Origin of the sequence: Pseudomonas sp. Q2-TVG4-2, from assembly GCF_013620795.1 — a bacterium.
Lineage (GTDB): Bacteria > Pseudomonadota > Gammaproteobacteria > Pseudomonadales > Pseudomonadaceae > Stutzerimonas.
In genome coordinates, this window is record NZ_LGLW01000004.1 from 88022 (window position 1) to 102586 (window position 14565).

At 59.4% G+C, this 14565-nt stretch carries 10 protein-coding genes, 1 other RNA gene and 1 pseudogene; 3 read left to right on the top strand and 9 right to left on the bottom strand.

Features of this window, described 5'->3' with window-relative positions:
• Positions 1–96 precede the first annotated feature (96 nt).
• The 4 genes from H3028_RS08575 to ihfB all read right to left on the bottom strand — a co-directional run bounded on the left by H3028_RS08575 (position 97) and on the right by ihfB (position 4735).
• Entirely contained in the window at positions 97–1566 is a 1470-nt protein-coding gene (locus H3028_RS08575) for an MBL fold metallo-hydrolase (RefSeq protein WP_181296618.1), read from the bottom strand.
• A gap of 74 nt (positions 1567–1640) precedes the next feature.
• On the bottom strand, positions 1641–2738 hold the full coding sequence (locus H3028_RS08580) for an LPS O-antigen chain length determinant protein WzzB (RefSeq protein ID WP_181296619.1): 1098 nt from the start codon (positions 2736–2738) through the stop codon (positions 1641–1643).
• A 299-nt stretch (positions 2739–3037) separates the two neighbouring features.
• Entirely contained in the window at positions 3038–4312 is a 1275-nt protein-coding gene (locus tag H3028_RS08585; RefSeq protein ID WP_181296620.1) for an LPS O-antigen chain length determinant protein WzzB, read from the bottom strand.
• A 138-nt stretch (positions 4313–4450) separates the two neighbouring features.
• Positions 4451–4735 (bottom strand): integration host factor subunit beta, encoded by a 285-nt coding sequence (ihfB, locus tag H3028_RS08590; RefSeq protein WP_019340642.1) that lies wholly within the window; start codon positions 4733–4735, stop codon positions 4451–4453.
• Positions 4736–5124: 389 nt separating this feature from the next.
• Between ihfB and H3028_RS08595 the strand changes: the two genes are divergently transcribed.
• Complete coding sequence (locus H3028_RS08595; protein ID WP_181296621.1) at positions 5125–5571, top strand: transposase; 447 nt, start codon at positions 5125–5127, stop codon at positions 5569–5571.
• A gap of 704 nt (positions 5572–6275) precedes the next feature.
• Here the strand turns inward: H3028_RS08595 and H3028_RS08600 are convergent.
• Both H3028_RS08600 and H3028_RS08605 read right to left on the bottom strand, forming a co-directional pair.
• A pseudogene (locus tag H3028_RS08600) lies at positions 6276–7969 on the bottom strand (DEAD/DEAH box helicase).
• A gap of 411 nt (positions 7970–8380) precedes the next feature.
• Positions 8381–9130, bottom strand: coding sequence for a spermidine synthase (locus H3028_RS08605; RefSeq protein ID WP_181296623.1), 750 nt, complete (start codon positions 9128–9130; stop codon positions 8381–8383).
• Positions 9131–9247: 117 nt separating this feature from the next.
• Here H3028_RS08605 and H3028_RS08610 point away from each other — a divergent pair, with 117 nt between their 5' ends.
• The gene (locus H3028_RS08610; protein ID WP_181296624.1) at positions 9248–10597 is read left to right on the top strand and encodes a class II 3-deoxy-7-phosphoheptulonate synthase; all 1350 of its coding nucleotides are present in this window, start codon (positions 9248–9250) and stop codon (positions 10595–10597) included.
• A gap of 392 nt (positions 10598–10989) precedes the next feature.
• On the opposite strand, the gene efp is transcribed toward H3028_RS08610, so the two are convergent.
• The 3 genes from efp to ffs form a co-directional block, all read right to left on the bottom strand.
• Positions 10990–11556 (bottom strand): elongation factor P, encoded by a 567-nt coding sequence (gene efp, locus H3028_RS08615; RefSeq protein WP_025242341.1) that lies wholly within the window; start codon positions 11554–11556, stop codon positions 10990–10992.
• A 43-nt stretch (positions 11557–11599) separates the two neighbouring features.
• Positions 11600–12739 carry an elongation factor P maturation arginine rhamnosyltransferase EarP gene (gene earP / locus H3028_RS08620; protein ID WP_181296625.1) on the bottom strand — a complete coding sequence of 380 codons (1140 nt, stop codon included), beginning with the start codon at positions 12737–12739 and terminating at the stop codon, positions 11600–11602.
• Positions 12740–12919: 180 nt separating this feature from the next.
• An RNA gene (gene ffs / locus H3028_RS08625) (signal recognition particle sRNA small type) lies at positions 12920–13016 on the bottom strand.
• Positions 13017–13542: 526 nt separating this feature from the next.
• On the opposite strand from ffs, the gene H3028_RS08630 reads away from it, so the two are divergent.
• A complete protein-coding gene (locus H3028_RS08630; protein ID WP_181296626.1) occupies positions 13543–14529 on the top strand; it encodes an NAD(P)/FAD-dependent oxidoreductase in 987 nt (328 codons plus the stop codon).
• Positions 14530–14565 lie beyond the last annotated feature (36 nt).

Below are 14565 nucleotides of genomic sequence, written 5' to 3' on the forward strand. Positions count from 1 at the left end.
AGTGCGCGCACCTTGAAACCGCACCGAAGCGGTAACGATACTCGTGAATAATGAAGCCGCTGAGTGTAAGCATTACAGGCCGGTTCCGTATTGGGTTTAGGGATGCAGGAGCATCGGGTTGCCGGCAGCGCTATATTGCTGATTCAGTGCAGAAGCCAAGCCTCGCTTCGCCCTTTCGTTCCCATGCACAACCTTTACCTCTGTCGGCCACTGCTGCATCCCGGTCACGAATTCTACCAGTCCCTTTTGGTCCGCATGGGCCGAATAGCCGCCGACGCTGGTGATGTCGGCGCGGATGTCGATGCGCTCGCCGTCCAGGTCCACATAGCCGCCCTTCGGCCCGTAGGTCTGGATGGCATGCCCCGGTGTGCCTTTGGCTTGGTAGCCGACAAACAGGACGTTGTGCCTTTGATCCCCCAGCATAGCCTTTAAATAATTGACGATGCGACCGCCGCTGCACATGCCGCCACCGGCTATAACGATGGCTGGGCGCGCAGTCTGGGACAGGTGATCAACGATGCGCTGGTGGTCGCCGTGGCTGTCTATCGTGATCAGCTGTTCGAAGGCCAACGGGCGGCGCCCGGATTGGACACGGTCGCGGGCCTCCTGGTTCCAGAAGGGCTTCAGCTCACGGTAGGCGGCGGTGAATCGGCTTGCGAGGGGGGAGTCTAGGATGATCGGCAGTTCGGGCCAGTTGGTTTCGCTAGGCGTTGACATTGCGGCGTGATTCGCGAGCGAGCTCGCTCCTACAGGGGCGGGCTTGGCGCTTTGCTTGCTCTGAATGATGCCTTCTAGTTCGTAGAGCAGTTCCTGAGTGCGGCCGATGCTGAACGCGGGGATCAGTATGGTGCCTTGGTCCTGCAGCGCCTGTTCGATGACGGCTTCGAGGCGCTGGCGACGATTCTGGCGGTCCTCATGGAGGCGATCGCCGTAGGTGCTTTCAAGTACCAGGATATCGGCGCGCTCGGGCGGCTGGGGTGGCGCCAAGAATGGCGCATGGGGCGCGCCCAGGTCGCCGGAAAACACCACACGCTTGCTCTCGTTCTGTTGTGGGTAGTTCAGGTCGATTTCGACATAAGCAGAACCGAGGATATGGCCGGCCCGCTGCAAGCGGACGCGTGCGACCAGTTCGTCACTATCAAACAGTGTGAACCAGTGCTGGTAAGGCAAGGGAATGAGGCGCTTTTCGATGCGCTCTATGTAGCGCTGGACTCGAGCCTGGTCACGGCTGATGCTGAGCTTGAAGGCATCTTCAAGCACGATAGGGAGGAGTTTCGCTGAGGGCTCGCTGCACAGAATGGGCCCTTCGAAGCCCGCCGCTAGCAGATAAGGAATTCGGCCAACGTGGTCGATGTGCACGTGGGTGGCGATCAGCGCTTTGACCGTATCGAGCGGAAACTCGATGGCCAGCGGATCTGCATCTGATCCGTCGGGTAGCGAGGCATCGTTCCCTTGGAACAAGCCGCAATCGATCAGCACGCTGGTTGAAGCGTTCATATGAAGCTGATGGCAGGAACCGGTTACGCCATCCTTGGCGCCGTGGTGTTCGATAATTGGATAGCGCATGGTTATTCCTTTAACGTAGCGTTACGCGTAACACAGGCCGCGCCAGCGCAGCAGCCGATGTGATATCCCCGAAATTACTTGCCGCGTCGCATCATTACCCGCACCAAGGCGATGAACACTCCGATCATCCCACCGAGTACCAATCCGAGCGCGACGATCAGCGTCTTCTTTGGCTTGATTGGTGTTTCGGGCACCTCAGCGGCACTGTCTAACGTGAAAACGGAAACGTTGTCAGGCCGCACGTCTATGGTCTTTAGAAACGAAAGCTGCTCCTGCAAGCTGCGAAGTTCAGGAATAAACGGATCGTCAGACTGGCGCGCTTCCAGAACTTTCATCTCGGCTTCGATTGCTTTAGCGCCGCGCATATAGGTCAAACTGCCATCGATAAATTTCGAGAGCTGTTCGCTTGAAGAAGTCCGACCGGCAATCACCTGTGGGCTATTCATCCCTACCTCTTGGGCGACCACCAAAGCTTCTTTCAGAGTTGCGATACGGTCTTCCCTCCGCTGCTGCGCGGTGCTACGTAAAGAAGCGATGCGGCGCTCGATCGAATGTATACGGGTATTCAATTCACTTGCCACGTTGCGCTGCATGTCACGCTCCGAGGCAGCAGCGGCGCGGTTGATTAACTCATTCGTCCATCCAGCGGCTAGCTCGGGTGTATGTTGGTCGACAGATACTTCAAATAGTTCGGGGCGCTGCTTATCAGGTGCTGTGATCGTCACCAATTCATTAAAGTTTCCCCAGAGCCGATCCCTTGGGCCGGCATGTTCGGCTTCTGAAAGCGACGGGAGATATACCTCGTTGAACAAATCTCGCCGAAGGGATTGGGATCTCAAGTTACGAGTGAAGACTGCATATACATCTTCGGTAGTGAACAGCTTAAGCGCCTGATCAGATCGATTGTCTTTTTCATCACTACTAGACGTATAGAGTGATGACTCCGTTCTGCCCGCATTGTAGGCGGCGATATCGGAAAGGAGCGGAGGAAGGACGGTGGCCTTTGTTGTGTATATCGGGGCCGAAAGCAATGCATACGCCAACGCGATAGCCGCACCCGCTATCGTGGCCGCGAGAATGATGAGTTTCTGTGACCAGAGCGCTTTCGCCAGCTCGACTAAGTCAATTTCATCTTCGCGACTGCGCGCGGCGTAGCTTCCTGTTTCCTGCATTTATCCCCTCCAAGGGAAGCGCTAACGAAAAGCGGCGAATATTGCCACGGAGGGGATCAATTGCCAAACTCGAAAAGCTATTCAGCGGTAAAGCACTGACCTACGGCGTTTAATTGAGTGCTGAATGACAATACGGCTATAAGAAATATTCTTTTTTGTTATTCGATCTCATTCCCATGCCCGTTTGAAATACTGGAAGGAACTAGACCCACAGCCCGTATCGCCGCGATGTGCTCCCATCTAAAACTGTGACTGTGAAACAGCGTCGGAGCTGTAATTCCCTCTAAACCCATCCGCAGCTATCCGCGCGTAGAGGGCGGCTCGGTCCGGCCCACAAGGCTCCGTATCAAAGCGATAAAGATGCCGAGCATTCCTCCTAGCACGATGCCTAACGCAAGGATCATGGCCTTTTTCGGCTTAACCGGTTCTAGCGATTGCAGTGCAGGCTGATCCAGCCGAACCAGTCTTAGTCTTTCGGTATCGAGCTTGATGCCCTTCAGGCGAGCGGCCTCTTCGCGCAGCTCAGCCAGATCGGTGAGATAGAGGTCCTCGCTCTCCCGCTCTTTCAAAATCTCAACTTCACGATTGTTTTCAAGCATTGCCAGCTCGGATTGGATTTCGGCTATACGGGGCTCGATGAAATCGTCGGACTTGCGATTAGCGAGGGCATCTCGCTCGGCTGTCAGGGCTTCGGTGCCCATGAAATATAACGGGGCTTCCTGATTGGTTACCTCGGTACGAATGACTTGAGTGCCCCCGCGGGGCAACTCCGCCATGGCGGACGGGCTTGTCGGTGTACGGATCCCCAACGATTCAGCAATGGAAATGGCCTCGCTGAGCTGCTGAATTCGATTGGTCCGGCGCGTTTTCAGTTCTTCGCGCAGGGCTGTGAGCTCATCTTGTAGCTGGGCACGTTTGAGGGCGCTCTCTTCGAGCAGCGCAGCTATTTTCGCCTCTTTGGAAGCGCTGTAGTTCGCTCGCTGCGCCTCCATGTTCATTTCCAGGCTGGCCAAGCGGTTCTTTATAAGGCTATCGAGGTCTTCTGCAATCTCGCGGCGCTCTAGCTCCAGCACATAAGCGACAAAGCCATTCACGACTGAAGCACCCTCCATTCCTTCTGGATAGGTGAGCTTAAGGCCGACGAAGGCGCTGGGGTTATCCGTTCGCTTGGGGTCTGGATGAAGCATCTCGAAGGCCTTTTCGTTGAACCCTGCGAAGGTCTGCTCAAGTGAATCTCCACGCTTGGGTATCTGCTGAAAAAGCTCCTGGTTACTCAGAAAAAAATCCAGACGGGTTTCATAGGACGAAAGCCCTCCCGCCACCCTGTTGAGCGCCTCTTCCGGAGTGAGCTTATAGATGCCGGTCTCATTGAGCTGATCGAGGCTGCTCTGTGCGACAGGACGAAGATAGGTTCTGGTTTCGTAATAAGGCGTTGCGAGGAAGGCGTAGGCGGCAGCGATGAGCGTGACGGCGATGGTCGTACCGACAATGAGCAGCTTCTGCCGCCAAAGAGCGCGGAACAGCTCGACCAAATCGATTTCTTCAGTTGCGGCGGTCTGGTGCTGCGTAGTCATCAACCCGATCCTTGTTATAGCTACGCTTGTTACAAAGCAAGCGAATCGGAAATTCGTACACGGCGGAGGCGAAAAGTTCACCCAACCTCATGAATCATGGAAACTTAGGCGCAGGGCTAAGTGCGGCGCTTCGGCTCGCTACTCGTCTTCATTCACTCGATCACGCAGCTCCTTCCCGGGCTTGAAATGGGGAACAAACTTGCCATCGAGCGGGACAGACTGGCCGGTCTTCGGGTTGCGGCCGACGCGGGGGGCGCGGTAATGGAGGGAAAAACTGCCGAAACCGCGAATCTCAATGCGGTCTCCGGTTGCCAATGCCTGGGCCATTTGCTCGAGCATGGTCTTGATGGCCAGCTCGACATCCTTGGACGAAAGAAGGCCTTGCTGGGTGACGATACGTTCGATCAACTCCGACTTGGTCATGGTTTTCCCTTCGTTTTCAAGCGGCTAGATCATTTGGGTTGCGGTCGTTTGTAGCATGTTGTTCAGAGTTTGAACAGCCTGGACGTTTGGGTCAGGTTTTTGGGCGAGGCCGAAGCAGCGACGGGGTTTTGGGCTTTTGGGCTTGGTGGGAGGCCCGCCTCGGGGCGAAGCTTTTTAGAGGCTGGGCAGGCCTGCGGCCTGCATTCGCCGCGGGGCGCGCCTCCCACAGAAAGCGGAGCGGCGCGGGGATGAAGTTTGAGCTTTTAAGGCCATGAGTTTCGGGCTTTGAGGTTTTGGTTTTGGTTTTGGTTTTGGTTTTGGTTTTGTGGGAGGCTCGGCCCAGAGCAAGGCTTTGGCGTTATGCTGTCCGCCTAGCTATGGAGGATCGAATGAGCAAGGACGCTTATTTTTTGTCAAGCCGACTACGTGCGGGTCGATGGTCCGCCGAAGGGCAAATCTACCTAGTCACGACGGTAACGAAACAGCGCCGGCCGATTTTCGAGGATTACTCTGCCGCCCGTACGCTGATTCGGGTTATGCGAGACGATGCGGCACGGGGTTCGCATAAGACGATGGCGTTTGTGGTGATGCCGGACCATCTGCACTGGCTACTGGAGTTACGACAGGAGCCGCTCTCGCGGCTAGTGGGGCGGGTTAAGTCGATATCGGCGAAGCGTATCGGCGGGTCAATTTGGCAGGATGGCTTTCATGACCGCGCACTGCGCCGGGAGGAGAACCTGCGAAACATGGCTCGGTATGTGATCGCCAACCCCCTGCGGGCAGGCTTGGTAGAGCGGATCGGAGATTATCCGCACTGGGACGCGGCTTGGGTGTAATGGTCCTTTGAGCTTTTGGGCTCTGGGCTTCGATGCCTTGGGCTTGCGTTTGTGGGGGAGGCCCGATCCGGGGCGAAGCTTTTAGAGGCTGGGGAGGCTTACGGCCTGCATTCGCCGCGGGGCGCGCCTCCACAGAAAGCGGAGCGGCGCGGAGCGGCGCGGGGATGGAGATTTGAGGCTCCGGGCTTCAATTCTTTTCGACTTCGATGCTTATGGGCTTTGTGGGAGGCCCGACCCGGGGCGAAGCTTTTAGAGGCTGGGCAGGCCTACGGCCTGCATTCGCCGCGGGGCGCGCCTCCCACAAAAAGCAGAGCGACGCGGGGATGGAGATTTGAGGCTCCGGGCTTCAATTCTTTTCGACTTTGATGCTTTTGGGCTTTGCGGGAGGCCCGACTTGGGGCAAAGCTTTTAGAGGCTGGGCAGGCCTGCGGCCTGCATTCGCCGCGGGGCTCGCCTCCCACAGAAAAGCGGAGCGACGCGGGGATGGAGATTTGAGGCTCCGGGCTTCAGTTCTTTTCGACTTTGATACTTTTTGGCTTTGTGGGGGGCCCGACTTGGGGTGAAGGTTTTAGAGGCTGGGCAGGCCTACGGCCTGCATTCGCCGCGGGGCGCGCCTCCCACAAAAAGCAGAGCGACGCGGGTTGAGACGCTGAAACAAAAAAGGGTGGGCTATCAAGCCCACCCTTTTGGTCACCTAGACATGATCAATCTTCGCGATAGCGACGCAGCTTGAGTTGCTTGCCGCCGACGCGGGTGTCCTTGAGCTTGCCGAGCAGGCGCTCAAGGCCCTCTTCCGGCAGTTCGACCAGGCTGAAGCTGTCGCGCACCTGGATGCGGCCGATGGCTTCGCGGGCCAGGCCGCCTTCGTTGAGGATGGCGCCCAGCAGGTTGCGCGCAGCAATACCATCGCGCGCACCCAGCGGGGTACGGCAGCGGGCACGGCCTTCGGCCAGCGGAACCGGAGCACGACGCTCGCGATCACCGCTGCGCTCAGGACGATCAGAGCGTTCACGCGGCGCACCCGTAGGAACCAGCGGCTGCTCCTTCTCAACTTCCGCCAGGGTCAGCGCTTGACCATTGGTGGCTTTGCGCAGCAGCGCAGCGGCCAGGGCGCGCGGGCTGCAGCCGATGTCGGCAACCAGCTTATCGAGCAGCTCGCCATGACTCGCTTCGGCGTCCGCTACCAGCGGCGACAGGCTGTTGGTGAGCTTCTTGATGCGTGCGTCCAGCACTTGCTGAGCGTTCGGCAGGCGAGCTTCGGCAACCTTCTGGTTGGTCACGCGCTCGATGACTTGCAGCATGCGGCGCTCACGCGGGGTGACCAGCAGCAATGCACGGCCTTCACGACCGGCCCGGCCGGTACGGCCGATACGGTGTACGTAGGATTCCGGATCGTAGGGCATGTCCACGTTAAACACGTGGGTGATGCGCGACACGTCGAGGCCGCGGGCGGCCACGTCGGTGGCAACTACGATATCCAGGCGACCATCCTTGAGCGATTCGATGACGCGTTCACGCTGGTTCTGGGCAATGTCGCCGTTCAGCGCAGCGGCCTTGTAACCCTTGGCTTCCAGTGCGGCCGCCAGATCCAGAGTGGCCTGTTTGGTACGCACGAAGGCAATCAGTGCGTCGAAATCTTCGACCTCCAGCAAGCGCAGTACGGCCGCAATCTTCTGGTCGGCATGGACCATCAGGTGCGCCTGCTCGATGCGGGCGACGGTCTGGGTCTTGGTAACGACCTTGATGTGCTGCGGCTCGCGCAAATGCTTCTCGGCGATGGCGCGGATAGAATGCGGCAGGGTCGCGGAGAACAGCACGGTCTGGCGGCTTTCCGGCATAGCTTCGAAGATGACTTCGAGGTCGTCCATGAAGCCCAGCTTGAGCATTTCGTCGGCTTCGTCGAGAACGAGGTACTGGATGGTTCCGAGCAGCGCGCTGTTGCGGCTCAGGTGATCAACCAGACGGCCAGGCGTGGCGACGATGACCTGCGCGCCCTGGCGAATGGCCTTGAGCTGTGGGCCCATCGGAGCGCCGCCGTAGACCGCAACGACGGTCAGACCAGGCATCTGCTTGGAATAGGTTTCGAATGCGGTTGCGACCTGCAGTGCGAGTTCGCGAGTGGGCGCGAGGATCAGCGCCTGCACTTCTTTACGAGCCGGATCGATTTTCGACAGGATGGGCAGCGCGAAGGCCGCGGTCTTGCCGGTACCGGTCTGGGCCTGGCCGATCATGTCGTGGCCGCCGAGAATTACGGGAATAGCCTGGCTCTGAATTGCCGAAGGCTCTTCGTAGCCCACTGCGACAACTGCAGCGAGTACGGAGGGATGAATACCGAGTGCGGCAAAGCCGCCGATTTCCTGGGTCATGGGTCTTTTCCTGATGCTCCGCAAAGACCCATGTTCCGAAGCTGCGCATGCCATGCAAAACCCGAAGGTCACCCTGGCAGCCTGGTCGGCGGGGTTTGCGAAAACGTAATGAATGATGAATCGTCAAGGATAGCCGCGAGAAGCGGATAGCAGCCGAAGCAGCGCTTCGTGTGTTGCAGTAACCTGAACGCAGGCTGTGTTTCAGCCGGCGCGTACTATACCGGAATTTTGTGAAGCTGTGCGTGCAATTTGTCTTGCGGGTTAAGTTCGGAAGAACCTCGAAGAGCCGCTTTGTAGGAGGCCAGCCCCGGGGCGGGGCTATTGGCTTCTGGGCTGGCAGGCAGCCCGCATTCGCCGCGGGGCGCACCTCCTACGAAAAGCAGATCGGCGTAGGCGGTTCGCTCCTACGAAAAGCGGGCGCCTCGGGTTGCGACGGTGTGCATTTAACTGGCTGGACGTATCGCGTTGATCAACGAGTCCAGCGAATAACCCAGACGCGGCGCAAGGGTAGTGGCACGTTCGCGCAAGGCGGCGATATCGAGGGCTTGTTCCAGATCGGCGGGCACGAACAGCACGACATTGCCCTCCTTCACCGGGCATTCCCAGTAATGACGATGGAACAGGCCGCGCAAAAGTGCCGCGCCGAGCGGCTTGTCTTCGTCGGTGCCCCACTGATTGATCACCAGCCAGCCATTCGGATTCAGCTTCTGCTGACAGCGCTCAAGAAAGCGCCACGCCAGATGTGCCGCAGCAGGGCCTACGTCTGTATACAGATCGACGAAGATCAGATCGGCGGTCTCTGCCGAATCAAGCAGCTCCACCGCATCGCCAACACGGATGTAGAGCCGCGGATCGTTCTGCAGACCAAGATAACGCATCGCCAGCTCCGGGACGTCCGGCCGTAATTCGATGGCTTCGACGTCCTCCAGCGGCAGGAATTCCAGGCATGCCTGGGTCAGGGTGCCAGCGCCCAGACCGAGAAACAGCGCCGTCTCCGGCGATGCGTGCAGTAGACCGCCCATCAGCATCGCCCGCGTGTAGTCATACTCCAGCCAGCTGGGGTCCCGCGTGAAGACACAGCTTTGCTCAACCGCCGCGCCGAATTCGAGAAACCGGTACTCCCCTACTTCCAGCACACGGATCAGCCCGAAAGCATCCTTCACTTCGGCCAACAACACTTCCTGCTTATCCATTGCGCTCACTCCAAACCGGTCGGGGCAATCTTACCAGCCCGATTGGCAAGGGCTATCAGCGCCGAGGCAGCGCATGAGGTAAAATCTGCGCACTTTTCGCGGACGGATATCACTTCCATGAGCCATGCCTGGAGCCCCACCAGCTGGAGAAACAAGCCCATCCAGCAGCAGCCTGAATATCCGGACGCCGACCATCTAAAGCGCGTCGAAGACACACTGGCAAGCCTGCCTCCGCTGGTGTTCGCCGGCGAGGCGCGGGAACTGCGCCGGCAGTTCGCCGAAGTCACTCAGGGTCGCGCCTTTCTACTCCAGGGCGGTGATTGTGCAGAAAGCTTTGCCGAGTTTTCCGCGCCGAAGATCCGCGACACTTTCAAGGTACTGCTGCAGATGGCAGTGGTGATGACCTTTGCCGCGGGCTGCCCGGTGATCAAGGTCGGTCGCATGGCGGGCCAGTTCGCCAAACCGCGCTCCTCGGGCAGCGAGACCATCGACGGCGTTACCCTGCCCGCCTATCGCGGCGATATCGTCAACGGCATCGGTTTTGATGAAAAAAGCCGCGTTCCGGATCCGGAGCGCTTGCTCCAGGCCTACCATCAGTCGACGTCCAGCCTGAACCTGTTGCGAGCCTTCGCTCAGGGCGGTTTCGCCGATCTGCATCAAGTGCACCAATGGAACCTCGACTTCATCGCCAACTCGCAGATGGCGGAGAAGTATCACCGACTGGGCGCGCGAATCGACCAGGCGCTGAGGTTCATGCGCGCTTGCGGAATGGACAATGCGCCGCAGCTACGCGAGACCAATTTTTTCACCGCTCATGAGGCCTTGCTGCTGAATTACGAACAGGCGTTCGTACGTCAGGACAGCCTCAGCGGTGGCTGGTACGACTGCTCGGCGCACATGCTCTGGATCGGCGACCGTACGCGGCAGTTAGATGGCGCACACGTAGAGTTCCTGCGCGGCGTGGGTAACCCTATCGGCGTGAAGATCGGGCCAAGCATGGACAGCGATGACTTGATCCGCCTGATCGACATCCTCAATCCGGACAACGATCCGGGCCGCTTGAACCTCATTGTGCGTATGGGGGCCGACAAGGTTCAGGAAGGGCTGCCACGCCTGATCCAGACCGTGCAGCGCGAAGGCCGCCAGGTACTCTGGAGCTCCGACCCGATGCACGGCAACACGATGAAGGCTTCCAGCGGCTACAAGACCCGTGACTTCGCACGGGTATTGGCCGAGGTGCGGCAGTTCTTCGACGTACACCGCACCGAAGGCAGCTATCCGGGCGGCATCCATATCGAAATGACCGGGCAGAATGTCACCGAGTGCATCGGCGGTTCGCGCCCGATCACCGAAGACGGCCTCTCCGACCGCTACCACACCCACTGCGATCCGCGGCTCAACGCCGATCAGTCACTGGAAATGGCATTCATGATCGCCGAGACGCTGAAGCAGGTGCGGCCGAGCTGATGGCTTTCTGCGCAGCGCTTAGGCCCAGGTTCGGTTGGTGAACCGGCGGCAAAAACCTTTGGTTGCACGACAGCGGGCCTCCCACAAAAGCAAAGCAAAGCAAAAGACAAACCAAGCGGCTAAGCCGCGCGCCGCCCCGCTTTTGGTAGGAGGCGCGACCCGCGGCGAAGGGGTCACTGTGGCTCTAAGGGCAAAAGCTTCGCCCCGTGGGCGGGCCTCCCACAAAAGCAAAGCAAAGGCAAACCAAGCGCCTAAGCCTTGCACCGCGCCGCTTTCCATAGCAGGCGCGACCCGCGGCGATTACCAAACTTCTGAAAAACGAAACCCCGCTAAAGCGGGGTTTCGTTATCGAGTTCGCCCGGAACGGGGCCGGGCTTGTCCACAAGGCTGAATCAGGCCTTGATACGCGACTTGTACTCGCCGGTACGGGTGTCGATCTCGATCGAGTCACCGATTTCGCAGAAGGCGGAAACCTGCAGCTCGGCGCCGTTCTTCAGGCGGGCGGTCTTCATGACCTTGCCGGAGGTGTCGCCACGCACGGATGGCTCGGTGTAGACGATTTCACGAACGATGGTGTTCGGTAGTTCGACCGAGATCACTTTGTCGTTATAGAACGTTGCTTCGCAGACGTCGGTCATGCCGTCTTCGATGAAGGTCATCACGCCTTCGAGATCGTCTTTTTCGATCTCGTACTGGTTGAATTCTTCGTCCATGAAGACGTACAGCGGGTCAGCGAAGTAGGAATAGGTCACTTCCTTGCGCTCGAGAATTACCGGCTCCAGCTTGTCGTCAGCCTTGTACACGGTCTCGGTCGCCGAACCGTTGAGCAGGTTCTTCAGCTTCATTTTGACTACGGCACTGTTACGACCGGACTTGTTGAACTCGGCTTTCTGGATAATCCAGGGCGCGCCGTTGATAACGGCCACTTGGCCGGCACGGAACTCTTGTGCGGTTTTCATACGAATATCCGAATGGGATTAGAGACAAAAAACAGGCCGCGTATCATAGCCAATCTGTGTAAAAAAACACCAGCTTTCCGGCTAGATCGCCGTTAGCGACCTGTTTGTGCGTCCAGCGTTCGGCATGCGCGCGCAGCTCGGCCTCGTATTCAAGCATGGCTGACCAAGCCCTCCCACTCCCCTCTCCTGTATTCCAGGCATGCCAGAACCCCCGCAGCGCAGCGGCCGGGCCCGGCGCCATGTCGCGTAAATAGAGATCGAGGAAGGCATTAAGCTTGTCCCAGTGCGCATCTTCCTCCTGCGGATAGATATGCCAGACCAGCGGGCGCCCCGCCCATTGCGCGCGGATGAACGATTCCTCGCCGCGCACCGCATTAAAGTCACAACACCACAGGAGCATGTCGTACTGGTTTTGGGTCATGAACGGCAATACTCTGATTTGCAGCGCGCCACGGGCGTGGCAATCGCCAGCTTGCAGCCGCTCCAGTCCTAGCCAGCGCGCCACATCCCCCAGAACCCGACCCTCCGGCACCAGCAGCTCTGAAGGACGCGTGTCGGCAGCCAGCGCATCGAGCCATCCGGCAACGGCGCGGTTTTCGTAGGCGAACAGCGAGAGTAGCCGCCTGCCGGGCTGCACGGTCAGATCGAAGCTCTGCAGGAAAGCCTCGCGCAGCGTCGGATCGCTCTGGAATGCCTCCCGTCGCGCCAGCAGATCGCCTTCGCGAATCAGTCCGCCAGTGCCCTGCTCGAATCCCGGAAAGAAAAAGTACTTCTGCAACCCATCGGGCTGCATCGAAGGCAGTGCATGGCAACCCACCACCCAATCTTCCGCGCTGAGGTATTCAAGATTGAGCCAGAGGATACGGCGCCCGCTGCCGGCCATCGCCTCTATATACGTCGCAGGCAATTGGCAGGCGAAGGCTTCGATCACCACATCCGCTGGCTCGGCACCCGGCCAATCCGGCGCCCAGTGACGCACCTCGACGCCTTCATGCCACTGCTGATCAGCCGTGGCACTGGTACCTGGGCAAAGCCGGGAAAAAGTGTCCAGGTCATCGACCCACAACCGCACCCGCTGGCCATGCTCGGCCACCAGCTGCCGAGCCAGGCGCCAGGTCACACCAATGTCGCCGTAGTTGTCGACAACGATGCAGAAGATGTCCCAGCTCGCTTTGACTGACAAAACCATACTCCTTCGCCCAGATGCCAGACCGCTCTCGCCGAACAGTCTCGAGGAGCAAAGGATACAGGCTGGGAGCGCGTTGGATTAAGCGCGGTCGCAAACGGCAGGAACAAGCATTCGCCGGAGCCGGTGGCACCAGGGCGATGGGAAACGATAGAGGATAAACGTTATGGAGGTGAACCCTACCAGCCACACCCCGGCACACAATGTCACCGCTGCGGCTGCTCCCTTCCGGGCCTGACCGGGTTCACGGCTGATCGTTGCGGGGGGACCGGCAGGGCCCACCATAACAAAACCCGCCTGGCGGCGAGCGGCGCCATTGTACCGGCTTATTCCCAACTTACAACCAATCCCTGCGCGCTAACGCACTGACTCGCCAGGCATAACGAATACGCCGGATCTGCACGCCGGACCATTCCGAAGGAGGCCATGCACGGACGCATCGTGGTAACCCGGCACGTGCATACAAGCAAAGAACGCTGGCTGCTGACTGCATCGACTGCCAAACCAAAATCGACCGTACTGATACAGGAAGTGTTGGGCCGCCCGGCCTTGCGTCGCGCGCCATTATCCAGCGCCCCGTCAGATCGAAGCATCCGCCCCGCCACCGCCCGTCAGCCGACGTAAAAATATAGGCCCGATATGGACCCTATCGGCCCGAACCCCTATGCAAAAGCAGCGGTCTGTTTGAGGATAGGGAATGCACCAGCACTGCCGCTCACCCTGGAAGCGGCACCAGGACCGAACGAACCAGCGCAGTTGTCGCGCAGCGGAGACTGGCGGCGCTATCGAAAGAGGTAAGCATGAGCAAAGCTCCCATTGCCATCGTCGGCACCGGCATTGCAGGGCTCTCCGCCGCGCAGGCGCTGCATGCGGCCGGACAGCCTGTCCAGCTATTCGACAAGAGCCGCGGCCTGGGCGGTCGCATGACCAGCAAGCGCAGCGACGCTGGCCATCTCGATCTCGGCGCCCAGTACTTCACCGCCCGGGATCGCCGCTTCACCGAGACCGTACACCAATGGCAAGCCGAAGGCTGGGTCGCCGAATGGTCACCTAACCTCTACCAGTCCCGTGAGGGGCAGCTGTCCCCTTCCGCAGATGAACAACTGCGCTGGATAGGTGTGCCGCGCATGAGCGCAATTGCCGCCGGGCTGCTCGGCGAACTGCCGGCCAAGCTGTCCTGCCGCATAACGGAAGCCTTTCGGGGCGAGGAATATTGGACGTTGGTTGATGCCGAAGGAAACAATCACGGCCCGTTCAGCCAGCTGATCATCGCCATCCCTGCGCCCCAGGCCAGTACGTTGTTGGCCTCGGCACCGAAATTGGCTGCCGTCGCCGCCAGCGTCGCCATGGAACCGACCTGGTCCGTCGCCCTGGGCTTCGCCAAGCCGCTCGAAACCAGTCTTGAAGCCTGCTTCGTTCAGGACGATAGCCTTGATTGGCTAGCCCGGCATCACAGCCGCCCCGGACGCGATGATCATCTCGACATATGGGTATTGCATGCGAGCAGCGCCTGGAGCCGACAACACCTGGACATGTCCAGGGAGTCGGTGATCGAACACCTGCACGGCGCGTTTGCCGAGCTGATCGACTGCGTGGTACCGGCCCCGGAGTTCACGCTCGCCCACCGCTGGCTCTATGCACGCCCGAGCCAGTCTCATGAATGGGGCGCGTTGGCCGACGCCCACCTCGGTCTCTATGCCTGTGGCGACTGGTGTTTATCAGGCCGAGTCGAAGGGGCATGGCTCAGCGGCCAGGAAGCCGCACGGCGGCTGCTCGAGCAGCTCTAGCAAGCAGCGACTCGATCCAGGCCGCCAAGCGAAGAG